This is a genomic window from Gloeomargarita sp. SRBZ-1_bins_9, from assembly GCA_039794565.1.
Lineage (GTDB): Bacteria > Cyanobacteriota > Cyanobacteriia > Gloeomargaritales > Gloeomargaritaceae > Gloeomargarita.
Map to the genome: position 1 here is coordinate 320,091 of JAUQVX010000002.1, position 22,940 is coordinate 343,030.

21 protein-coding genes are annotated in these 22,940 nt (G+C 60.4%); 15 read left to right on the top strand and 6 right to left on the bottom strand.

Going from position 1 to position 22,940, the window contains the following annotated elements:
- Positions 1–34 precede the first annotated feature (34 nt).
- Together Q6L55_04105 and Q6L55_04110 are read left to right on the top strand one after the other, a co-directional pair.
- Positions 35–1,765 carry a diflavin flavoprotein gene (locus Q6L55_04105; GenBank protein MEN9257900.1) on the top strand — a complete coding sequence of 577 codons (1,731 nt, stop codon included), beginning with the start codon at positions 35–37 and terminating at the stop codon, positions 1,763–1,765.
- 62 nt (positions 1,766–1,827) lie between these two features.
- Complete coding sequence (locus tag Q6L55_04110; protein ID MEN9257901.1) at positions 1,828–2,016, top strand: hypothetical protein; 189 nt, start codon at positions 1,828–1,830, stop codon at positions 2,014–2,016.
- Here Q6L55_04110 and Q6L55_04115 read toward each other — a convergent pair.
- A complete protein-coding gene (locus Q6L55_04115; GenBank protein ID MEN9257902.1) occupies positions 2,003–3,436 on the bottom strand; it encodes an aminotransferase class I/II-fold pyridoxal phosphate-dependent enzyme in 1,434 nt (477 codons plus the stop codon). The two genes, Q6L55_04110 and Q6L55_04115, sit on opposite strands and share 14 nt — an antisense overlap.
- Before the next feature lie 45 nt (positions 3,437–3,481).
- Between Q6L55_04115 and Q6L55_04120 the strand changes: the two genes are divergently transcribed.
- From Q6L55_04120 to ruvC, 4 genes are read left to right on the top strand one after another with little or no spacing between them, the layout of a single operon-like run.
- Positions 3,482–5,047, top strand: a complete 1,566-nt coding sequence (locus Q6L55_04120) for an alpha/beta hydrolase (GenBank protein ID MEN9257903.1) — start codon at positions 3,482–3,484, stop codon at positions 5,045–5,047.
- 17 nt (positions 5,048–5,064) lie between these two features.
- Positions 5,065–5,349 carry a hypothetical protein gene (locus Q6L55_04125; protein MEN9257904.1) on the top strand — a complete coding sequence of 95 codons (285 nt, stop codon included), beginning with the start codon at positions 5,065–5,067 and terminating at the stop codon, positions 5,347–5,349.
- The gene (gene thiS, locus Q6L55_04130) at positions 5,315–5,527 is read left to right on the top strand and encodes a sulfur carrier protein ThiS (protein ID MEN9257905.1); all 213 of its coding nucleotides are present in this window, start codon (positions 5,315–5,317) and stop codon (positions 5,525–5,527) included. The genes Q6L55_04125 and thiS overlap by 35 nt, the downstream gene beginning before the upstream one ends.
- Complete coding sequence (ruvC, locus tag Q6L55_04135) at positions 5,524–5,994, top strand: crossover junction endodeoxyribonuclease RuvC (protein MEN9257906.1); 471 nt, start codon at positions 5,524–5,526, stop codon at positions 5,992–5,994. Before thiS ends, ruvC begins: the two co-directional genes overlap by 4 nt.
- Before the next feature lie 47 nt (positions 5,995–6,041).
- Here the strand turns inward: ruvC and Q6L55_04140 are convergent, their stop codons facing one another.
- On the bottom strand, positions 6,042–6,629 hold the full coding sequence (locus tag Q6L55_04140) for a hypothetical protein (GenBank protein ID MEN9257907.1): 588 nt from the start codon (positions 6,627–6,629) through the stop codon (positions 6,042–6,044).
- 394 nt (positions 6,630–7,023) lie between these two features.
- Between Q6L55_04140 and Q6L55_04145 the strand changes: the two genes are divergently transcribed.
- The 7 genes from Q6L55_04145 to Q6L55_04175 all read left to right on the top strand — a co-directional run bounded on the left by Q6L55_04145 (position 7,024) and on the right by Q6L55_04175 (position 15,160).
- Positions 7,024–9,552, top strand: coding sequence for a glycogen/starch/alpha-glucan phosphorylase (locus tag Q6L55_04145; protein ID MEN9257908.1), 2,529 nt, complete (start codon positions 7,024–7,026; stop codon positions 9,550–9,552).
- Positions 9,553–9,561: 9 nt separating this feature from the next.
- Entirely contained in the window at positions 9,562–10,203 is a 642-nt protein-coding gene (locus Q6L55_04150; protein MEN9257909.1) for a histidine phosphatase family protein, read from the top strand.
- A 27-nt stretch (positions 10,204–10,230) separates the two neighbouring features.
- On the top strand, positions 10,231–11,256 hold the full coding sequence (gene gap, locus Q6L55_04155; protein MEN9257910.1) for a type I glyceraldehyde-3-phosphate dehydrogenase: 1,026 nt from the start codon (positions 10,231–10,233) through the stop codon (positions 11,254–11,256).
- The gene (locus Q6L55_04160; protein ID MEN9257911.1) at positions 11,256–12,122 is read left to right on the top strand and encodes an alpha/beta hydrolase; all 867 of its coding nucleotides are present in this window, start codon (positions 11,256–11,258) and stop codon (positions 12,120–12,122) included. Before gap ends, Q6L55_04160 begins: the two co-directional genes overlap by 1 nt.
- A gap of 145 nt (positions 12,123–12,267) precedes the next feature.
- Entirely contained in the window at positions 12,268–12,552 is a 285-nt protein-coding gene (locus Q6L55_04165) for a TMEM165/GDT1 family protein (GenBank protein MEN9257912.1), read from the top strand.
- A 44-nt stretch (positions 12,553–12,596) separates the two neighbouring features.
- A complete protein-coding gene (locus Q6L55_04170) occupies positions 12,597–13,127 on the top strand; it encodes a hypothetical protein (protein MEN9257913.1) in 531 nt (176 codons plus the stop codon).
- Between the two features lie 35 nt (positions 13,128–13,162).
- Positions 13,163–15,160, top strand: a complete 1,998-nt coding sequence (locus Q6L55_04175; GenBank protein ID MEN9257914.1) for a hypothetical protein — start codon at positions 13,163–13,165, stop codon at positions 15,158–15,160.
- On the opposite strand, the gene Q6L55_04180 is transcribed toward Q6L55_04175, so the two are convergent.
- The 4 genes from Q6L55_04180 to Q6L55_04195 form a co-directional block, all read right to left on the bottom strand.
- Positions 15,143–15,883: a type 1 glutamine amidotransferase gene (locus tag Q6L55_04180; protein ID MEN9257915.1), complete on the bottom strand. Its 741-nt coding sequence runs from the start codon at positions 15,881–15,883 to the stop codon at positions 15,143–15,145. The two genes, Q6L55_04175 and Q6L55_04180, sit on opposite strands and share 18 nt — an antisense overlap.
- A gap of 180 nt (positions 15,884–16,063) precedes the next feature.
- Positions 16,064–17,416, bottom strand: coding sequence for an anthranilate synthase component I (locus Q6L55_04185; GenBank protein MEN9257916.1), 1,353 nt, complete (start codon positions 17,414–17,416; stop codon positions 16,064–16,066).
- Positions 17,403–18,272, bottom strand: coding sequence for an energy-coupling factor transporter transmembrane protein EcfT (locus Q6L55_04190; protein ID MEN9257917.1), 870 nt, complete (start codon positions 18,270–18,272; stop codon positions 17,403–17,405). Before Q6L55_04190 ends, Q6L55_04185 begins: the two co-directional genes overlap by 14 nt.
- Positions 18,272–18,787, bottom strand: coding sequence for a hypothetical protein (locus Q6L55_04195; protein MEN9257918.1), 516 nt, complete (start codon positions 18,785–18,787; stop codon positions 18,272–18,274). Before Q6L55_04195 ends, Q6L55_04190 begins: the two co-directional genes overlap by 1 nt.
- Before the next feature lie 77 nt (positions 18,788–18,864).
- Here Q6L55_04195 and Q6L55_04200 point away from each other — a divergent pair, with 77 nt between their 5' ends.
- A complete protein-coding gene (locus Q6L55_04200; GenBank protein ID MEN9257919.1) occupies positions 18,865–22,392 on the top strand; it encodes a PAS domain S-box protein in 3,528 nt (1,175 codons plus the stop codon).
- Positions 22,368–22,916, top strand: coding sequence for a ribosome maturation factor RimM (rimM, locus tag Q6L55_04205; GenBank protein ID MEN9257920.1), 549 nt, complete (start codon positions 22,368–22,370; stop codon positions 22,914–22,916). The genes Q6L55_04200 and rimM overlap by 25 nt, the downstream gene beginning before the upstream one ends.
- Positions 22,917–22,940: the final 24 nt, after the last annotated feature.

Genomic DNA, 22,940 nt, shown 5'->3' on the forward strand with positions numbered 1-22,940 from the left:
AGTAAAAAAATGTAAACAAAGGGGGGGAGTTGCGATGGTAGCGACGTTCACACTGGCCCAGCAAAAACGGCTATCCCTGCAGGTAGCAACTATTGGTGCCCATACGATTGCCATTCGCTCCTTGGACTGGGACCGGGACCGGTTTGATATTGAATTTGGCTTGCAAAACGGCACGACCTACAACTCCTTTCTGATCCAAGCCGATCGTACAGCCCTGGTGGATACTTCCCATGCCAAGTTTCGGGACTTGTATCTCCCCCGCCTGCAAGAACTCACGGACCTGCGGCAACTGGACTATTTGATCATCAGTCACACGGAGCCAGACCACAGCGGCCTGGTGCGGGACCTTCTGGAGTTGGCGCCCCAGGTGACGGTGGTGGGGTCCAAGGTGGCCTTGCAATTTTTGGATGACTTGGTGCATCGGCCCTATCGGCGGTTGCAGGTGAAGCAGGGGGACCGGCTTGATTTGGGGCAGGGGCATGTGCTGGAGTTTATCAGCGCCCCCAATCTGCACTGGCCGGACACCATCTTGACCTGGGACCAGGGCACCCGCATTTTGTTTACCTGCGATGTCTTTGGCCTGCACTATTGCCGGGAAACCCTCTATGACGAATCCCTACCGGAGATCGAAGCCGACTTTCGCTACTACTACGACTGTTTGATGGGGCCGAATGCCCGGTCGGTGTTGGCGGCCCTGAAACGCTTGGCGCCCTTGGGGCAACCAGCTTTGATTGCCACCGGTCACGGCCCCCTGCTGCGCTATCACATCCCGGATTGGATGGACCGTTACCGGGACTGGAGCGAAAACCAGGAAAAAAGCGGCACCACCATCGCTGTGTTTTACGTGGCGGATTACGGCTACAGCGACCGGCTTTGCCAGGCGGTGGCTCACGGGGTGACCAAGACCGGCACGGCGGTGGAAATGGTGGATATGAAATCGGCGGACCTGCAGGAGGTGCGGGAGCTGGTTGAACGCAGCCAGGGGGTAGTCATGGCCATGCCGCCGGTCCGTGGCGAGTGGGCGGAGCACCTGCGGGCCGTGGTGGGGACGATTCTGGGGTCGGTGCAGAACAAGCAGGGCTTTGGCCTGGTGGAATCCGGCGGGGGTGACGATGACAACATCCACCTGTTGGCGGCCAAGTTGCGGGATTTGGGATTAACGATGACGTTTCCGCCCTTGCGTTTGGATGGCCCCCCGACCCCGGCGACTTACCAGCGGGCCGAAGAGGCGGGAACGGACCTAGGGCAGTGGGTCAACCGGGACCGCACCATCCAGCAGATGAAATCCCTTGACAGCGACCTCGACCGGGCTTTGGGGCGTCTGAGCGGGGGGTTATACATCATCACAGCGCGCCAAGGAGAACGCAGCGGTGCGATGTTGGCCAGTTGGGTTAGCCAGGCCAGTTTTCAGCCCCTGGGGTTGACCGTTGCCGTGGCCAAGGACCGGGCCATCGAAGCCTTGATGCAGGTGGGGGATACCTTTGTGCTGAACGTCCTGGAGGCGGGGAACTATCAGCACCTGATGAAGCACTTTTTGAAGCGGTTTGGCCCTGGGGAGGACCGGTTTGCGGGGGTGAAGACCCAGCCGGCTAAAAATGGTTCTCCTATCTTGGCGGACGCTCTGGCTTACCTGGAGTGCACCGTGGTCAGCCGCATGGAGTGTTCTGACCACTGGATTATCTACGCCACGGTCCAGGACGGGCGCGTCGCTAAACCCGATGGCCTCACGGCGGTCCACCATCGCAAAGTGGGGAATCACTACTAAAATCACCACCGGCAGGGACATTTGCGGTTTAATCAGAGGGTGATCCTAATGGAGAGGCACCCATGAAACCCCTGTCCTTTGCTGGTTGTTTTGCCCTGGGAAGTCTGCTTGTCCTGGCCCAGCAGTCCAGCCCGGACATCCTGGCGGACCTGAACAACGCCTGGAATAACTTTATTGAGTCGGGGCAATGGGTGGCCCTGTTGGTGGGGCTGGTGCTGGGGTATTTGCTCCGCATGTTCACCAGTTACTGACCACCGCCAACTGCGGCCCAGCCACGCCAACCAGCTGACCCCCGAGCTGCTGCACCAGCGTCAGATATTCAACGATTTCCGCCGTGATCATTTCCCCCGGCAGCAGGACCGGGATACCAGGCGGATAGGGGCTGACCACCTGGGCGCTGACCTGACCCACGGCCTCGGTCCAAGGCACCAGCGTTTGAGGGGCAAAAAAGGCCTCCCGGGGCGAGATAACGGCCGATGCCGGCGGGGGTAGGGGCACAGGGGGCAAGGGCGTCGGCCCGGGGGGAACCTGCGCCAGAGCAGCCAGGGCATTCAACAGGGCTTGCCCATCCCCATCGTCATGCCAGGGGGTCAAGAGAAACGTCACATCGCCGTAGTCGGGGTACTCGGCAATGATCTGGTATTGCTGATACAACCGCTCATCGAGGGCAAAGCCGGTCCAGCCCAAGCGCCGCGTTTGGATGACTAAACGGGTGGGGTCCTGGGCGGCAAAACCGGGACGGTGGGGATCAATGGCCAGCACCCCATAGCCGGGTAAGCGGTGTATTTGTTGGGTTAAACGCTCCAGGCGTTCCAGAAGTGCGCCGTAGAGTTGCTCCCCCTGGGCGGCCATCTGCTCGGCAGTTGCCACCAAAGACGCCAACAGCAGGTAACTGGGGCTGGTGGTCTGGATCAGGTTTAAGCACTGCTGCACGCGCCGGAGAGACACTCGCCCACCCTGGAGATGCAACAGGGCCGATTGGGTCAACGATGTCAGCACCTTGTGGGTGGAATGGATGACCATATCTGCGCCCAGTTGCAATGCCGAGGCTGGCAGTTGGGGATGAAAGGGAAAATGGGCACCGTGGGCCTCATCCACGATCACCGGAATCCCGTAGTGATGGGCCATGGCCACACATTCCCCTACCGGGCCACATACCCCCTTATAACTCGGGGAACTCAACACCACCGCCGTCACCTGCTCCGGTCCTACCTGCTGTAAAGTGGCTGCCAATTGCGCCGGTGTAATACCCCCCCAGACCTGGCGGTTCTCATCCCAAGTCGGCAGCAGCCAGACCGGCTCTGCACCCGTCAGGATCAATCCATGGATCACCGACTGATGCACCTGGCGGGGCAGAATCACTTTTCCCCCCGGACGATAGACGGCCAGCAGTGCCGCCAACACCCCCGCTGTGGCCCCATTCACCAGAAACCAGCTGTACTCCGCCCCAAAGATAGATGCCACCTGGGCTTGCGCCTCCCGTAGGAGACCTTCCGGTTGCGCCAGGTTGTCCAAACCGGGAATTTCGCTCAAATCTGCCTGGAATAGGGCGTCGCCCCACCACCGGCGTAGAACTTCTGGCGCCCCCCGGCCCCGGTGATGCCCTGGTGTGTGAAAACCCCGGTATCCTTGAGCCAGCCGTTGCAGGTGTTGCACCAGTGTGGGAACCATGGCCCCCAAACCGCTATCTTGACATTCAGTAGGTATTTTCCATTTATGAGGCGATTCTGGGGCTGGTCGGTACTAGGGGCTGTGCTTTTGACCTGCAGCGGGGGACAGGTGCGCGCCGCTGAAACCCTGGTGCTGACCTATGGCTCTCTAGAATTTGCCGTTCCAGTAGCCGACCTGGAAACCTATATCCAAACGGGACAGGTACCGGCCCAGTTTCAACCCCTGGTCACCCAAATCTCTGCCGACGAGCTGGCCCGCCTGAGCCACACCCTGCAACAACCAGTGCCCGTGCCCCCGGAGACCATCGAGCGGGTGTTTGGGACGTCCACTGGGCGCGTGTTACTCCACCGGCTGGGTCTGTTTATCCAGACGGAACGGGGGGAAAACGGCGCCCATGCCCTGAAAACGGCCCTGCTGCGGGCAGCCCAACAACCCGGCGGGGTCACCTTTCTCCAGGTCATTCGAGCGTTTCCCAGCAGGACCATTCGGCTCAACCTGGTGCGGGGGTTGACGGTCATAGCTGCGGTCAATCGCTATATTGATCAGGTCAACAACGCCCTGGCCGTCCTCAACCGGGAATTTCTCCAGCAGGCTCGCCGCCAGACCCTGCCGCCTTCTCTGCCAGCGGTCACCCAGCGGGGTCCCGTGCCCTGGCAGGTGCAGGAACTGACCCTGACCGACCCCCAACGCCAACGCTCCTTGCCCGTGACCCTCTATCAACCAACCTCGCCCAACGCGCCCACCGTTGTTATCTCCCATGGCCTGGGGGACAGTCGCCAGAGTTTTGCCTATTTGGCCGAACATCTGGCGTCCCACGGTTTTGCCGTCGTTTTGCCGGAGCACCCAGGGAGTGATGCCCGCCGCTTGCAACAGGTATTAGCCGGGGAAGCGGACGAATACATCCTGCCCCAGGAGCTGGTGGACCGGCCCCTGGATATTCGCTTGGTGCTGGACGCCCTCAAGCGCGATCGGGCACTGGTGGTTGGCCATTCCTACGGCGGTTACACAGCCCTGGCGGTGGGGGGCGCCCGGCTGAATTTGGCCCATCTATCCCAGGTGTGCGCCCAGGTGGAACAGGGGGTGGCGCTGAATCTTTCTTTGCTGTTGCAATGTCCCGGTCGGCAGTTGACCCATCCCCCGGTGCAGTTTCGGGATGAACGGGTGGTGGCGGTGGTGGCCCTGAATCCAGTAGGGAGCGCCCTATTTGGTCCAACGGGGTTGGCCCAGGTGAGAGTCCCCACGTTGTTTATGGGTTCCACCCAGGATGTGGCCGCGCCGGTGCTGGATGAACAAATCCTGCCGCTGACCTGGCTGGGGAGTCCGCAGCGGTATTTGGCGCTCATCGAGGGGGCCAGTCATTTTTCCGTGCTGGCGCCGGGAGCCACTGGGATTCCCCTACCGCCGGAGGTGGTGGGTCCAGCGCCGGAGGTGGCCCAGTTGTACGTCAAGGCCCTGACCCTGGCGTTTGCCCAGGTGCATCTGGCCCAACGACGGGAATACGCCCCCCTACTGACGGCTGCCTATGCCCGCCGCTTGAGTCGCGGCCCGCTGCCGTTGCTGCTGGTGAGTAACCCACCCCTAGCCCCCCTCCAACAGGCCCTGACCCCCTGAAAAAGTACACTGGAGTTATGCAAGCAGAGTTGACGTCCCAAGACTTTCAGCAGCAGATGCTGGCGGAACTGCGCGGCATCAACGGGCGGCTGGACCGGTTGGAAAACCGCATGGATAAGCTGGAGATTGAACCCAACGCCTGCCTAGACGGCATGGTGCCCATGGCCACCACAATCGTCATTACAGCGGGTGCGGCTGTTTTGTTTGCCCCCTCATCAAGGAATTGGCGCCGGCCATTGCCAGTTTCCTCAAGAGCACCTAAGGCCTATGGACAACCCGACAACGTTCTGGCTCAACGGTGAAGCCTATCCCTGTCGTCCCCAACTTTCCCTGGCGCAGGTCCTCCAGGAGCGGGGCTGGCACCACAAACCCGTGGTGATCGAGTACAACGGTGAGATTCTGCACCGGCCTTTTTGGACAGAGACCCTGATCCAGCCCGGGGACCGCATTGAGGTGGTGACCATCGTGGGCGGGGGATGACCCGGATTCTCGGGTTTGACCCGGGGCTGGCAACCCTGGGCTACGGGGTCATCGACATCGAACAGCGGCGGCCTGTGGTGCGGGATTTCGGCGTTATCGTCACCGCGCCGGATTTGTCCTTGGGCCAACGGCTATGCGTGCTGTATCAGGACCTGCACACCCTACTGGACCAATGGCAACCGGACCAGGCAGCAGCAGAAAAATTGTTTTTCTACCGCATGGCCAATACGATTGCCGTGGCCCAGGCGCGGGGGGTGTTGGTGCTGGTGCTAGCCCAACGGGGATTGACCCTACAGGAATTTGCCCCGCCCCAGGTGAAACAGGCCCTCACCGGTTACGGCAAGGCGGCCAAACACCTGGTGCAGCAGGCTGTACAACAGGAACTACAACTGCCCACCCTCCCCCAACCCGACGACGCCGCCGATGCCCTGGCTGTGGCCCTGACCGCCAGCCGTTACCTGGGCTAAAATGGGGGGCAAGTCCCTAGAACTCACCCCCTTGGCCGCTCTAGGCTCTACTTCGTCCACACCGTGCCGTTGGACCAGCGGATGCAGGTGGGACTCACCAAGGTGCCTGTGAAGGTGGCGTCATCCGGGAAGGTCACCTGGGCTTGGCTGGGGCTTATCAACCGGCCCGTGGCCGTGGGACGCCTGTAGGCCGCCATATTGACCCTGAGACTGCGTCCGGTTTGTTCCACGATGGGTCCTGGCACCCCCTCATACTTCCACTTGCCGGCAAAGTTCAGGGCCTGCCAGACGGTGCCGTTGTTCCAGCGGATATTGCCCTGGCCGTCCAAGGTGCCAATGAACGTGCCGTCATCCGGAAAGGTCACTTGAATTTGATTGGGGCCAATGAACTTGCCGGTGGCCGGGGGGCGACGATAGGCGGACATATCCACCCGCAACTCGCCACCATGTTCAGTGACAACCGGCCCTGGCCGCCCAGCAAAATGCCATTGGCCATTGACTGGGGAACAATAACTGGCCGAGGGTTTTGCCTGGACAGCCGGTGCCAACCCAACCGCAGCGGTCAAAGCCGTCGTTGCCGTAACCAACATGAGATGGGCGAAGCCCTTTTGGACCTGAACGAGATGCCGTTTCATGGCGCTACTCCCAAGAAATGAGTCTGTTAACATGGCTGCCCACCAATGAATGAGAAACCGACTCAATCGCCGCCGCAGCCGAAACTGAATAAGCATTCTGAGTTGACTTCCCCATCACCAATAGCAGCTTAATTTCACTTTAGGCCGCCCCTTGCTTGTTGAGGGTGATCGGGGTCAGGAAACACCGGTGATCGGCATCAACTTAGGGAACGGGGTCATCAAAGCCCACATTCACCCCGGAAATGGCTCATTTTTTACCGACTAGAGAGTCCCTAATTCAATGCTCTAGTGGGTCTGGCTGCCCCCTCCAGTGTTAAACAAATGCTGAAGAAATGCCTAGTCCCCCAACAGCCCCTGGATAATGGGATTGTCCGCTCACGCCGAGGTGTGTTGTATGACGACGGCGACGCCGACTGCGACCCAGCCCCTGTACGAGGACGACCGCACCGGGTTGAGTGTCGAGAGCCTCAAGCGCGCCTTCATTGACAATCTCTTTTACGTTCAGGGCAAGTTTCCCCAGATTGCCACCCAAAACGACTACTACATGGCCCTGGCCTACACGGTACGCGACCGTATGTTGCAGCGGTGGATCAGCACGGCGGAAACCTACACCAAGCAGCGCTCCCGCACGGTGTGCTACCTCTCGGCGGAATTTTTAACCGGGCCGCACCTGGGCAACAACCTGATCAACCTGGGGATTTATGACCAGGTAAAGCAGGCGATTACGGAACTGGGTTTGGATTTTGAGGCGCTGCTGTACCGGGAGGAGGAACCGGGTTTGGGCAATGGGGGCTTGGGGCGGTTGGCGGCCTGTTTTTTGGACTCCCTGGCGACGCTGCAAATTCCCGCCATTGGCTATGGCATTCGTTACGAATTCGGCATTTTTGACCAGGAGATTCGCGACGGCTGGCAGGTGGAAATTACAGACAAATGGCTGCGCTTTGGCAATCCCTGGGAAATTGCTCGACCGGAATGGGCGGTGGAGGTAAAATTGGGGGGCTACACGGAACCCTACACCGATGAACAGGGCCGCTACCGGGTGCGTTGGCATCCCCATCAAGTCATTAAGGGTGTGCCCTACGATACCCCCATTCCCGGCTATTTGGTCAATACAGCCAACACCCTACGTTTGTGGAAAGCCGAGGCCCCCGAGTCCTTTGATTTTGCTGCCTTTAACCGGGGGGATTACTACGGGGCGGTGGAGGAAAAAATCATTTCCGAAAACGTCACCAAGGTCCTGTATCCCAATGACGAACCTATCCAGGGGAAACGCCTACGCCTGGTGCAGCAAATTTTCTTCGTTTCCTGCTCACTCCAGGACATGTTCCGTATCTTGAAGGGGCAGGGGATTCCGGTCACCGATTTCCACAAAAAATTTGCCCTCCAGCTCAACGACACCCACCCGGCGATTGCCGTCGCGGAACTGATGCGCCTGCTGGTGGATGAGCATCACCTGGACTGGGACAGGGCCTGGGAGATCACCACCCAAAGTTGCGCCTACACCAACCACACCCTGCTGCCGGAAGCCCTAGAGCGCTGGCCGGTGGATATGTTTGCGTCTCTTTTGCCGCGCCATTTGGAAATCATCTACGAGATCAACCGGCGGTTTTTGGACCTGGTGCGGGAGCGCTTCCCGGGGGATGTGGGCAAGGTGCAGCGCCTGTCGTTGATTGACGAAAGCGGCGAACGCTACGTGCGCATGGCTCATCTGGCCACCGTGGGCAGCAAAACGGTTAACGGCGTCGCGCAATTGCACACGGAATTACTCAAACAAACGGTGCTCAAGGACTTTTACGACCTGTGGCCCGAGAAGTTCCAAAACAAGACCAACGGGGTGACCCTGCGGCGCTGGTTGTTGCTGAGCAATTTGCGTCTGAGCCGGTTAATTGCCAGCCGCATTGGCAAGGATTGGGTGACTGATTACGAGCAACTGCGGCGGTTAGAAGACCACGTGGAAGACCCTCAATTCCGGCAGGCCTGGCGCGACTGTAAACGGGCGATTAAAGCCGAACTGGCGGACTTTATCCGGGAGCGCACCGGTGTGGTGGTGGACCCGGATTCCCTGTTTGATGTGCAGGTCAAACGCATCCACGAGTACAAGCGGCAACACCTGCAGGCGCTGCACATCATTGCCTTGTATAACCGGCTCAAGCGCCACCCCGAGCTGGTAATTCCCCCCCGCACCTTTATCTTCGGTGGCAAGGCGGCCCCCGGCTACTTCATGGCCAAACTCATCATCAAGTTGATTAACTCCCTGGCGGAGGTGGTCAACACCGACCCAGACCTGCAAGGGCGGCTCAAGGTGGTGTTTTTACCCGACTACAACGTGAAGTTGGCCCAGCGGGTGTTTCCGGCAGCCGATTTGTCGGAGCAGATTTCCACGGCGGGCAAGGAGGCCTCCGGCACCGGGAACATGAAATTTGCCCTCAACGGCGCGGTGACCATCGGGACGCTGGATGGGGCCAACATCGAAATTCGGGAGCGGGTCGGGGCGGAAAATTTCTTCCTGTTTGGGTTGACGGCCCCGGAGGTCATGGCCCTGCGTGCCCAAGGCTACCGCCCCTGGGAGTACTACAACGGCAACCCGGTGCTCAAGGAGGCCATTGACCAGATCGCCGGCGGTGTCTTTTCCCGGGGGGATACGTCCCTGTTTCGACCCCTGGTGGACTCCCTGCTCAACCACGACCCCTATGTCCTGCTGGCAGATTTTCAGTCCTTTTTGGACTGCCAAGACCGGGTGAGCCAGGCCTACCAAGACCCCGATCGCTGGACCCGCATGTCCATCCTCAATACGGCCCGCACGGGGTACTTTTCCTCGGACCGGACCATCCAGGAATACTGCCGGGACATTTGGCAGGTGTCGCCCGTGCCCATCGAACTCAAGTCCTACGACCACAATCAGGCCGGCCAGCGGTTGGTGTAGGGGGGAAGTATGGGGTTACATCTCTACCTGCTGCGTCACGGGGAAACCACCTTTAGCCAGACGGGGAGCTACTGCGGCCAACTGGACCCGGACCTGACCCCTGCGGGGCAACAGATGGCGGTGGAATTTGCCCAGGCCTATCGGCAGGTGCCCTGGAGGGCCATCTTCAGCAGCCCCCTGCGGCGGACGGTGGCAACGGCCAAACCCCTGGCGGAGGCGGTAGGACTGGGGATAGAACTGCGGGACGGGCTGCGGGAGGCCCACTACGGCGCTTGGGAAGGCCAAACCCCCGACTGGGTGAAGGCCCACTACCTGGAAGACTACATCCGCTGGATGACGGACCCGGCCTGGAATGCTCCCACTGGCGGGGGAGAAACAGCAGTCCAGGTGGCCAACCGCGCCCTGCCCGTGATTGCTGAAATTGAGGCGACGTATCCCGAGGGCCATGTGCTGGTGGTTTCCCACAAGGCCACCCTGCGGATCATCCTATGCAGCCTGTTGGGGATTGACCTGGGACGTTACCGGGATCGGATCAATGTGCTGGTGGCGTCTGTGAGTGTCATCCGCTTTACCCAGTACGGCCCGCTACTGGAGCGCATGGGGGACCGCAGCCATCTTAACCCCGAACTGCGGGCGCTACCGGGAACATAGATACTTAACCAATATGGAGGACGAACCATGACGTTGAAAATTGGCATCAATGGCTTTGGTCGGATTGGCCGACTGGTGTTTCGGGCCGGGATTGACGACCCCAATTTGGAATTTGTGGGCATCAACGACCTGGTGCCGCCGGATAACCTGGCCTATTTGCTCAAGTACGACTCGACTCACGGGCGTTTCCGGGGTACGGTGGAGGCCAAGGCGGACGGTATCCTGGTCAACGGCCGGTTCATTCCCTGTTTTTCCTGCAAAGACCCGGCGGAATTGCCCTGGACCAAGGTGGGGGTGGATTACGTGGTGGAGTCCACGGGCCTATTCACCAGCTACGACGGGGCCAGCAAGCACCTGGCGGCAGGAGCCAAACGGGTGGTGATTTCTGCCCCCACGAAAGACCCAGACAAGGTGGCTACGTTTGTGGTGGGAGTTAACGACCAGCAGTTCAACCCGGCCCAGCACACGATTGTGTCCAACGCCAGTTGCACCACCAACTGCTTGGCCCCCGTTGCCAAGGTGATCCACGAGCACTTTGGGTTGGCGGAGGGCTTGATGACCACTGTGCATGCCTTCACGGCGACCCAACCGACGGTGGATGGTCCCAGCAGAAAGGACTGGCGCGGCGGTCGAGGGGCCACCCAAAACATCATTCCCTCTTCGACGGGGGCGGCCAAGGCGGTGGCGCTGGTGCTGCCGGAACTGAAAGGGCGCTTGACGGGGATGGCCTTCCGGGTGCCCACGCCCAATGTTTCGGTGGTGGACTTAACGTTTCGCACGGAAAAAAGCACCAGCTACAAGGAGATTTGCGCGGCGATGAAGGCAGCCAGCGAAGGACCCCTGCAGGGCATTCTGGCCTACACGGAGGACGAGGTGGTTTCCAGCGACTGCAACGGCGACCCCCACTCCAGCATTTTTGACGCCGGTGCCGGGATGGAACTCAACCCCCACTTTTTCAAGGTGGTGGCCTGGTATGACAATGAGTGGGGCTATTCCCTGCGGGTGCTGGACCTGATGCGCCGCATGGCCCAGAAAGAAGGGCTGCTGGTTTGATGGTTTGGTCCTGGCTGGGGCGGGGTTTACGGATCATCGCCGGCGTCTATGGGGGATTATTGTTAGTACTGTGGTTGGGCCAAGGACGGTTGATGTATTTCCCCAGTCGCCAGATCGTGGCCACGCCCCAGGATATCGGCCTGGCTTATCAGGACCTGCGCCTGCAAACCGCTGATGGGGTGACGATTGCGGCCTGGTGGATTCCGGCAGCCGACCCCAACGCCCCAGTGATCCTGTTTGCCCATGGCAACGGCGGCAATATCAGCTACCGACTGCCCTACATGCGCATTTTTCACGGGCTGGGCCTGGCCAGCTTGTTTTTTGACTACCGGGGCTACGGCCAGAGCGAAGGCCAACCTAGCGAAGGGGGCACGTATCTAGATGGGGAGGCGGCCTGGCGCTATTTAACCCAGGATCGCCACATTCCTCCGGAGCGCATCGTCCTGTACGGAGAGTCCCTGGGGGGAGGCATTGCCACCTATCTGGCGGTCCATTTTCCCGTCGCCGGCGTCATTTTGGGTTCGACCTTCACCAGCATCCCCGATGTGGCCAGGGAACTTTTTCCCTTCTTACCCGTGGACCTGCTGGCCCAATTCCAGTACAACAACCTGGAGCGCATCCGCCAGATTCGCGTGCCGGTGCTGGTAATTCACAGCCCCCAGGACGAAGTCATCCCCTTTGCCCACGGCCAACGGCTCTACGCCGCCGCCAACGAACCCAAAGACTTCCTGGAAATCCAGGGCAGCCACAACGAGGGCTTTTTGGATTCCTTGCCCGTTTACGAAGCAGGTATTCGTCGGTTTATTGAGAAAATTTTTTATCAAAACTACTGGAATATGAACTCGGATGGTGATACTGCCCGCTAAAGGGACTCCCCTGTTGTGCTGGTAAGGGCTTAGGCAAAAATATGAAAACAATCTGACTTTAATATGAAGAGAATATGATTTTCCGTGGATTGCCTTGGGAATTTTATCCCCCTAAAATGGGGTTAGGTTAAGGAAAGGGTGACACATGGCAAACTTCATGGATTGGCGAGTATTTCTGGTGGTATTTAGCACAGTGTTTTTGGCGGAATTGGGGGACAAGACCCAGTTGGCGACGGTGTTGTTTGCCGCAGAACGCACGGCCAGTAAATGGTTAGTTTTTAGCGGGGCGGCGTTGGCGTTGGTGGCCACATCGGCGCTGGGGGTTTTAGTCGGGGAAGGGTTGGGTCATTTACTCCATCCCAAGTGGCTGCATACCATTGCCGGTGTGGGTTTTGTGGTAATTGGCGTGCTGACGATGATCAAAGCCTAGGGAAGTTGCCTTACTATAGTGGGGGTAACGATGGGGGCTTAAACATGCGTCCCTGGTGGTGGGGTGTGGGGGTTGTTGTCCTGGCGACAGGTTGTCAACTGGGACCGCGCTGGCAATGGGTGCAGGGGGAGGGGTTCCAGGTGCAACTGCCTGGTAGGCCCCGGTATGAGGAACGGCAACTGGAGACCCCCGTAGGGACAGTCAAGGCTCAGGCGTGGGGGGTCAACCGGCCTCGGGGGTCTTATGCCCTGGTGCTGACGGATTACCAGCAGCCGGTGGCCCGTTTGGCGGACTCGCCCTGGATGTGGGCGCAACTGAAGGCCCAGGCCCAGCAGCGGGTGCAAGGCCAAGTCATACAGGACCAAGCGCTGACCTTTGGGGGTTATCCGGGGCGGGAAATTGTCCTGCGCATTCCCCCAGAACGGCTCCAGGGGGGTGGCATCGCCCAGATGCGCTTTTATTTTGTGGGGCAGCGGGTGTACGGACTCTATGCCATCGTGCCCCAGACCCTTCAGGAAGAAACGGTACAGTTTTTCGATTCGTTTCAAGTGAACGCCGGAACCCCTAGCCCTTGAATTAGAGTAGTGAGGGAGTGGCGCGTGAGGCCGTTGTGACCCGTCGCACTTGGCTGGAGACTGCGGAGTACGCCCTAGTGTTGGGGTCATTGGTGGGCACGGTAACGGCGGTGGTTTCCCAGCAAGTGTTGGCGGCGGTGGTGCCCTTGTCTTTAGCCTTGGCAGTCAACCTCATCCAGCGCAGCCAATTGGCGGCCAGCCAACAGCAGTTGTTGTTTCAGGTCCTGGAAAACCTCAACCAGCGCTACAGTACCGACTTCAAATTTCTCCGGCGACGGTTACAGGAGTTGGCGTCCCTGCCGGAATCGGTGAATCTTCGACCCGTGGAACAGGCACTTCAGGAGTTACAGCAGGCCCTGGGGCGGTTGCAGGGGGAGATGAACCAGCGCCTGGCCCCGGTGGAGGGTTTGACCCTCGACCCCCTTTATCGGCAATTGCAGCAGTTACAGGAGCAGTACCGGCTGCTGTGTCAGGGATTGACAGACCTTACCTGCCAGATAGATCAATTACCCCCGGCGCAACGGGTGAACCGCCTGGAACAGGGGTTGGAGCACCTACAACGCCAGACCGCCCAACTGCAGGCCCACGTGCAGCAATTGCGCCAAATGCCAACGGTGGATGTGGGTGCGCTGGAGGCCCAAATTCAGTCCCTCAGCCAACAGCTTGTCGCCCCCCAAAGCCTGCAGGCCCAGCTCACAGCGCTAGAGACGGCCACCCAACAGCTACAAAGTGCGGTGCAACACCTGGGTGAGGAAGTGACTAACGCCAAGCAGGTCCAGCAACAGGTGGGTCGTTTGGAGCGGGAACTGCAACGCCAACACCAGCTAGCCTCCTTGGTGCAGCGACTGCGTCAGGAACTGGAGCAACTGACCACCCAGACTCAAAAGCAGCAGCATGTCACCCAAACCCTAGCCCAGGAATTGGGGGTGTGGCAAAACCGGTTGCGGGAATGGGAGCAGCAGCAGGACCTGGTGGCGCAACTCCAGCAGAAAGTCCAAACCCTACAACAACAGGCTGAGGGCTATCTGCACCGCACCGCTCTTTTGCCTTTGGTGACGGCTGTGGAGCGTTTGCACCGGCGACAAACCCAGCACCAGCAGCAACTTGAACCCCTGGCGGCTGCCCTGGCTAGGCTGCAAAGTCAACTGGAACACATGCCGGACCCAGCCGCTCTGGCCACCCTGGAGCAACTGCAACGGCACATAGCCCAGTTACGGCAGGAGCAGGCTGCTGCCTTGGACCAGGTGAAAACGGAACTGGCGCAAACCCAAGCCCAATTGCAGGCGGTTCCCCAACTCCAGCAACAATTGGCGGATGTGACGCAACTGGTGGCGCAGATGGACCACGGTCAGGGGGATTTGCGGGAGTACACTCAGACCCTGGCCAGCCGGCAACAGCACATGGAGCAGCAGTGGCAGGCCACCCAGACCCAACTCCAGCAGGTGCCCCAGCAGGTGGCCGCAGCCGTACAAAGCTGGGCGGAAATCATCAACCAGCACCTGCGCCAGATTCCCCACTACCGCTATGAACTGGTGACGGACCGGTTTGGGGCGCAGCAGGTCCTCCAGGACGCCTTGGCCCAAACAACCCGAGAACTGGTCATCGTCTCCCCCTGGTTAAGCCAGCAGGTGATTGACCGCGCCTTTCTCCAGGGCCTGCGTCGCCTGTTGCAGCAGGGGGTGCAGGTGTACATCGGTTGGGGGGACGCCCAAGACCTGAAAAACCGGGAACTCCAGCGGGATGGCCGCAATCGCTGGCGCAGTGGTCCCGGTCGCTTTTCCTGGAAATACAACGCCCTGCCGGACCTGGAACAACTGGAGCAAGAATTTCCTGAGCAGTTTCATCTCAAGTTCTTGGGCACCCAGGAGCACTACCTAGTGAGTGACGACCGATTGGCGTTACTGGGAAGTCAGGCGCTCTTGGGAAACCCTAACCCCAGCCGGGAAATCAGCCTCAAAACCGACGACCCCCACCTATGCCAGGACCTGCGCCGGCGTTTTCAGCGGGCCACCGACCTAGACACCCTGCCCTAGCCCCCAGCGCCGCCGCACCTGGTCACAAATGTTGGCGAACAACCGGCGGGCCACCTGGGTCAGGCGGGGGGATTCCTCATCCATTTTGGTCACCAGGGCCTGCGCCCCCGTCGCGCCCATGGCTTGGATAAAGTCATCGGCGTACTCCGGCAAGCGGCACCAATCCCGCACCGTGGTGGCATCGGCCTCCAGGTGAAATTGCAGCCCCAGCGCCCAGTCCCCCACCTGAAACGCCTGCACCCGGCACTGGTCCGACGACGCCAGCAACTGGGCCTGGGGGGGTAATATCTGCACCTCCTGCCCGTGCCAATGCAAGGCCACCAAGGGGGAAGGCACGCCCTGTAGCCAAGGAGAGTCTGTTGCTGGGGGCGTTAGATACACCGGCGTGAGACCAACTTCCGGCCTCGGCATGGCTCCCACCCGACCCCCCAGGGCCTCCGCCAGCAACTGCGCCCCCAAACACACCCCCACGTAGGGCACTTGATAGTCCTGCACCGCCTGGCGAATCCATTGTTTTTCGGCAACCAACCAGGGATATTCCTGTTCCTGGTCCACATTCATCGGGCCGCCCATCACCCAAATTGCATGGTAATCCGTCGGTGGCGGCAGCGGCTCCCCCTGGCTGAGTTCCACCACATCCACAGCAATACCCGCTGCAGTACACCAGGGGGCAATCATGCCCAGGCCCTCCTCCGGCACGTGCTTGACCACCAAAAACCTCATGGCATCACCTGTTACGGCCACCCATAGTCCATCGTGCCAGGAGAACCAGCCGGACGTCTGTCATTTCCGGTACGGATTTATCACCCAGTTGGCGTCTCCGGGGCCAACCAGTAAAAAGCCCTAGTCTCCACGACTAGAGCCAACATTCCACAGGGAGTAACTAACATGGCGTATCGTAACTTATTTTAGGCCCTCTTGCCAAGGTTCATGACCCTCAACTCCCAATGCCAGCAATTGCGCCTGGGCCTTGTGCAAACACTCGCGCCACTCCCGTTCGGGGTCACTATCGCTGACGATACCTGCGCCTACCTGTCCCCAGGCCATCCCCGTCCCCGCCGGAAACAGGAGCGTGCGGATCAGGATATTCCAGTCCCCCCGTCCCCGCCGATCCCAGTACCCACAGGAACCGTAGAACAAATTGCGCGGCTGGGGTTCCAAGGCCTGGAGAATTTCCATGCAGCGCACCTTCGGACAGCCGGTGATCGTCCCCCCTGGGAACACCGCCTGGAACACATCCGCCATCGTCCAATCGGGGCGCAACCGGCCGGTAATCCGGCTCACCAGATGCATCACGTGGCTATAGCGCTCGACGGTCAACAGTTCCGCCACCCGCACCGAACCGGCCTGACACACCCGGCCCAAATCGTTTCGTTCCAGGTCCACCAGCATGATGTGTTCCGCCCGCTCCTTGGGATGCTGCTGCAACTCCTGGGCCAGGGCCGCATCTTGGGCCGGCGTACGCCCCCGGGGACGGGTACCCGCAATGGGACGGGTTTCGATGGTCTCCCCTTGCACCTGCACCAGACGCTCCGGCGAACAACTCACCACCTGACCCCAGGGCGTCTGCCAGTAACTGGCAAAAGGGGATGGGTTCAACCGGGTCAACCGCTGATAGACGCGCCAGGGATGCATAGCCGTGGGCACCCCAAACCGCACTGACAAATTCGCCTGGAAAATGTCCCCTGCCCGGATATGGGCCTGCACCTTGTGCACCCGCTGCTGGTATTCCCAGGGGGTCAACTGCCACTGCACCGGACCGGTCGGCGCCAGGTCGGGAAATACCGGTTCTGACAGGGTATGCAGGCGTTGCCTCAAGCCGGCTAGTTGGTCCCTGTCGGGCGCCCCCAGGTACAGCCGGTCCTGCTGGTGGTCTAAAACGGCGCACCAGTCCGGTTGCCACCAAAACCCCACCGGAAAAGGCAAGGGGTCGGTTGCCAAAGGGGGTAAACGCTCCCAGGCCCACACCGCCTCGTAGGCCAGCCAGCCCCACCATCCCCCCGCAAAGGGCACCTCCGCCGGTGCAGTGACGGCAGGGTCAGTGCGCAAATGCTGGCGCAACCAGGGCAACAGATGCGGTATAGCCAGGGCCACCCACCGTCGTCCGGCGGCACACAGGGAATAGCGTCCCCCACTGCCGGGCGGGCTTTCCAACAAAGCGGCCACCGGCTCCGTCAACCCCAGTCGGGCAAACACCTGGCTCCCTGTGCGTCCGTTCAGGGGTTGAGATTGCCACAGCCACTTAGTCCCCGCCATAGACCAGCCGCGCCCCGCACAACCCCAGCAAAGCCACCAAGGCCAATGTATCCCTCCAACCCCAGACCACCGGGCGCCAGTGCAAAGGGGGTTCCTGTCCCGGTTGGTAGCCGCGCGCCACCATCGCCGTCGCCACCTGTTCCGCCCGCAAAAACAAATTCACCAGCAACCGCTCCGCCACCAACAACCACACCTGCGCCAGCTGCCGCAGTTTTAACTTCGACCAGCGAATGCCCCGCATTTGCACCGACCGCACCAGGTTTTGCACCTCCTCCAACACCAGGGGGATAAACCGCAGAGACAGGGTCAGGCTCAAGCTGATGTCCCCCACCGGCCAGCCCCAGCGCCGCAACGGTTGCAAACACCAGGCTATGGCCGCCGCGATCGCTTCACTGGGGGTCGTCAGCAAGTAGAGATGGGTGGCATAGACCAGGGTAAAAAACAAACTGCTCAAGCGCCAGGCCAACTGCCAGGACCGCCGGGTCACCGTCAACCATTGCCAGCGAAACAGGACATAGTCATAGGATGTGGGGGGTGTACCGACATCCGGGGGTAAACGGGGTTGGGTATGCACTGCCAGGCCATCCGGCGACAGGGCAACGATCACCAACAAAACCAGGCAGAACCCCCCCAGACCCAACAAATGTTTCCACCACACCCGCCGGGGCAACCCCGCCAGCAGCGTCAAACCCACCAGGATGGCCACCAGTACCCCCCGCCAAACTCCATTGGCCAGGATGGGCGTCAGCAACAGGGCCATCAACCAGCCCAACTTCACCCGGGCGTCCAGCCGGTGCAGCCAGGTTTGGGGCGCTTCCAGGTACAGACCCAGAGGTAACGAGCGCAGCAGGTCCATCAACGGCGGGTCAGAATGGTCATTGGTTGCTCCAGGCTCCGCAGGGTATCGCTCAGGGTACGGACTTCCGCCACCTGGCGCTGGTTGTCCAGGTCAATCGCCCGCAGATGATTGTGCAGTTGTTGGAGCATGGCGGCAGTTGCCTGAACCAGGGTGGCCAGGGCTGCCAACTGCTTGAATTGCACTGCCGCCGGGGGACTGGCCTGCTGTTGTTGGCGTCGCACCTGGGCCAGTTGCTGTTCCACCGCCTGGGGGAGAGTTTGCACCTGGTCGCACACCTCAGCCGGGGTCTCGGCCAGTAACCGCGCCGCCTCTGCCCGGACCCTTGCAACCCCTGGGACTAACGCCTGTACTTGCTGCCGCAACTGCTGCACCTGTTGCTGTAACCACCAACTGGCCGTTAGGGTTACCAATACGCCTGCCGGTAGCGCTACCAACCGGGGCCAGAACCAGACCCACACCACCACGCCCAGGAAAACTGCCAGGGGATAGTGCAGGGGATTGACCAGGGTCATGCGCGCTCCCTCAACCGCCTGCTTACCAGGTTAACCGGTTGGCGGACTAGACTGGTACCAAGGATTCCTTGGTTGCCATGCCGCCTGTGCGCAAGCGCCCCAAAACCACCTTACCTTTGATCAACCGCGTACTTTTGGGCTTTAGCGCGGCCACGGTGGTATTAGTTGCAGGCGGGGGAGCGCTGTATCGCCGTTGGCAGGCCCAATGGACCTGGGAGGAGTGGGTGCGCCATACCGAACAGGTGCTGCGCCGTCTGACCCAGGTCGAAGCCCAACTAGGGAGCCTCAAAAGCCATCACCGGGGCTATCTGCTGACCGGTCAGGCCGAAGAACTGCGGAATTACCAGTTGACCCGCAGCGATATTCAACTGACCCTGCAAACCCTGCGGCATCTGTTACAAGACAACCCCGAGCAATCCCAACGTTGGGCGCGCCTACATACCCTAACCACCAACACCCTGCTGCATCTGGACCAGAGCATTCGAATTTACCAACAGCAGGGGCAACCGGCCAGTATCCGCACCCTAAGCGCCGAGGCCCATCGCCATCTTTTCCAGGAGGTGCGCCAGCTAGTGGAGGCCATGCGCCAGACCGAGGAGCAGCTGCTACAGCAACGCTTAGACCGACTGGAGGCGGTGAACCGGCAAGCCCAGCACCTGTTTACCGGCGGTCTGGTGCTCAACTTTATCATCTTGCTGGCGACGGCCATCTTTGTAGCCCAGCAAATCGAGGCACGGCAGGCGGCGCAACAGGCAGCCGAGCAGGAGACCAACTTAACCGAGGCCATTTTTCAGACCACGCCGGCGCTGATCCTGGCCCTGGATGGGAATGGACAGATTGTGCGCTGGAACCGGTTTTGTGAAGAACTCAGCGGCTACACCCTGGAGGAACTTCAGCAGCAACCGGTCTGGGAGCTTTTAGTACCCCCAGAAGAACAAGCCCAGGTGCAGGCTGTCTTTCTGCGGCTACTGCAAGGGGAGACCATCACAGGCTACGAGAACCACTGGCAGACCCGCAGTGGCAAACGACGGCTCATTCGCTGGACGGCAACCCTCCTGACCGACCGCCAACAGGACGCGGAATACATCATTGCTGCGGGGATCGACGTCACCCAAGAGGAGCAGGCCCGCCAGGCTCTGGCCGCCAGCGAAGCCCGTTACCGGGATTTGTTTGAAAATGCCTACGACTTAATCCAGAGCGTGGACATGCAGGGGCGGTTTCTCTACGTCAATCGTGCCTGGAAAGAAACCCTAGGCTACAGCGACGCCGAAATTGCCCAGTTGACCCTGTGGGACATTATCCATCCTGATTTCCGGGAAGCCTGCCGGCAGAAATTCCAGCAGCTACCGACCACCGGCAGCCTGCCCTTTGTGGAAGTCCGCGTCCGCACCCGCAGCGGCGAAACCCGCCTACTCGAAGGCAGCACCAGTTGTTCCTACAACGAGCGGGGATGCCCGATTGCCACCCGAGGCATTTTCCGGGATGTGACCGACCGCAAGCGCGCCGAAGCGGAACTGGCCCGCCAAAACCGCCGACTGCAAATTTTCAACGACATCACCCTGAAAATTCGCCAGAGTCTGGACCTGCCGGTGATCCTGCAAACCACTGTCGAGGAGGTGCAAAAGATCATCCAGGCCGACCGCACCTTTATCTATCAGCTCGATAACCAGGCGGTGGTAGCGCAAGCCTGTCGGGGTGACTGTCCCCTTCAGGACAACTGGGCCAGCCAGTGGTCCCAACTGATGCAAGGTGAGTTGGCCTGGCTCCAGCAGGGGCAAGTACTGGTGGTGGACCAGGAGGGGCAACCGCAATACCAGGTCCTTACAACCACGTTGGGCATTCACGCCCAGTTGGTGGTGCCCCTGATGCGCAAGGCGGAACTGTGGGGGATGCTAGTGTGCCAGCAATACAGCCAGCGCATGTGGAATGCCTTTGAACAGGATTTACTGACCCAGTTGGCCGACCAGGTGGGGGTGGCCCTGACCCAAGCCTATTTATTACAAGAGTTGGAACAGGCGCGGCGGGCCGCCGAGGAATCCTCCCGTCTTAAGAGCGCCTTTTTGGCCAATATGAGCCACGAAATTCGCACCCCGATGAATGCGGTATTGGGAATGACGGGGTTGCTGCTAGAGACCCCTCTGACGCCGGAGCAGCAGGACTTTGTCAATACGATTCGCGTCAGTGGGGATGCCCTGTTGAACCTGATCAACGAAATCCTGGACCTGTCCAAGTTGGAGGCGGGGCAAGTCGAACTGGAGGAACTGGATTTTGAAATCCTGACGGTGGTGGAGGAGGTGATGGACCTACTGGCGCCCCAAGCCCACATCAAGGGGTTAGAAATTGCGGCGCTGGTGGACCCCCAAGTGCCCCCCTGGGTACGGGGTGACATGGCCCGTCTGCGGCAAGTTCTGATGAACCTGGTGGGCAACGCCATCAAATTCACCGAGCGGGGGGAGGTGGTGATCCGGGTGCAACCGGGGGACCAACCGCCGCAGGTGCTGTTTAGTGTGACGGATACCGGGATTGGCATTCCCCCCGAGGTGCAAAGTCGTTTGTTCCGTCCCTTTACCCAGGCGGATGTCTCGACGACCCGCAAATTCGGGGGAACGGGGCTGGGCCTGGCCATTTGTAAACAACTGGTGAACCTGATGGGTGGGGAGATTGGTTTAGAGAGCACGCCGGGGCAGGGGTCCCGCTTTTTCTTCTGGTTGCCCTTGCCACCGGTCGCGCCACCGGCAAACGCTGCCCCCTCCTTGCCTGCCCAACCACTCCAGGGCAAGGCACTCCTGGTAGTGGACGACCACCCCATCAACCGCAAGGTGGTGCGCTACCAGGCCGGTCGCTGGGGGTTGGAGGTGGACGAGGCCGCTTCGGCAGCAGAGGCCCTCGCCAAAATGCGCCAGCGGCCCTATGCGGTAGTGCTGGTGGATATGAACATGCCGGAGATGGACGGGTTGACCCTGGGGCAGCAGATCAAGCAGGATACCCAACTGGCCCAAACCCCCCTGATCATGCTCACCTCCAGCCACCTGCGGGAGGAGGCCCAACAGGCTGCCGCCATTGGTTTTGCCGCCCATTTGGTCAAGCCGGTCAAGGCCTCCCGCCTGCTGGATACGCTCATGAATGTGCTGGAGGGGAGTTTGACGCCGGCGATAACCCCTGTGCCTCAGCCTTCCCCTGCTTTGCCGCCTTCGCCCCTGCGCATTCTCTTGGCGGAGGACAATCCGGTCAACCAGAAGGTGGCCCTCAAACAACTGGAGAGTCTCGGTTACCAAGCCGATGTGGCAGCCAACGGCCAAGAAGCGCTAGAAATGATTTTGCGATTCCCCTACGACCTGGTGTTGATGGACTGCCAAATGCCAGTGCTGGATGGCTACGCCGCCACCCGCCGCCTGCACGAGCTATACCGGGAGGGTCGGTTAGCCCAGCGGCCCATCGTCGTAGCCCTGACGGCCAACGCCATGAAAGAAGACCGGGACAAATGCCTGGCCGCCGGGATGGACGACTACTTGAGTAAACCGGTCCACAAAGAAGACTTGCGTCAGCTCCTGCAACGTTGGCAAGGGATGCTGCACGGGCCATGCGGGAAATCGGGCGCATCCTAGCTCCCCACGCGCTCCGGGGGGAAGTCAAGGTGCTGTCGTTGACGGATTTCCCGGAACGGTTTACTGAACCGGGGGTGCGTTGGTATTCCCTGCCGCGCCAGCCCCAGCCCCAACCTTTAACCCTGGTGCGTTCCCGGCCGGTACCGGGCAAAAACCTGTACATTGTCCAATTTGCCGAAATTCACACCTGCGACCAGGCTGAACTACTGCGTGGAGCAACCCTGTGGGTTTCGGAGCAAGACCGCCCCCAGTTAGCCCCCGGTGAGTACTATGTACCGGATTTGATCGGGCTGGAGGCCTGGCATGGCGGCGCGGTGTTAGGGCAAGTGACGGCGGTGATTCCTGCCGGCAATGATTTGTTAGAGATCACCACGCCGGCGGGACAGGTGCACTGGGTGCCTTTTGTGCCGGAGTTGGTGCCGGCGGTGAACCTAGAGCAGCGCTGCCTGGAACTGCGGTTGCCCCCCGGTCTCTTGGAGTTGAACCAAGGGCCATCCCGCAAATCTCCGGTAAAACCCTGCTAAGATGGATCAAGTCTATATTTGTTC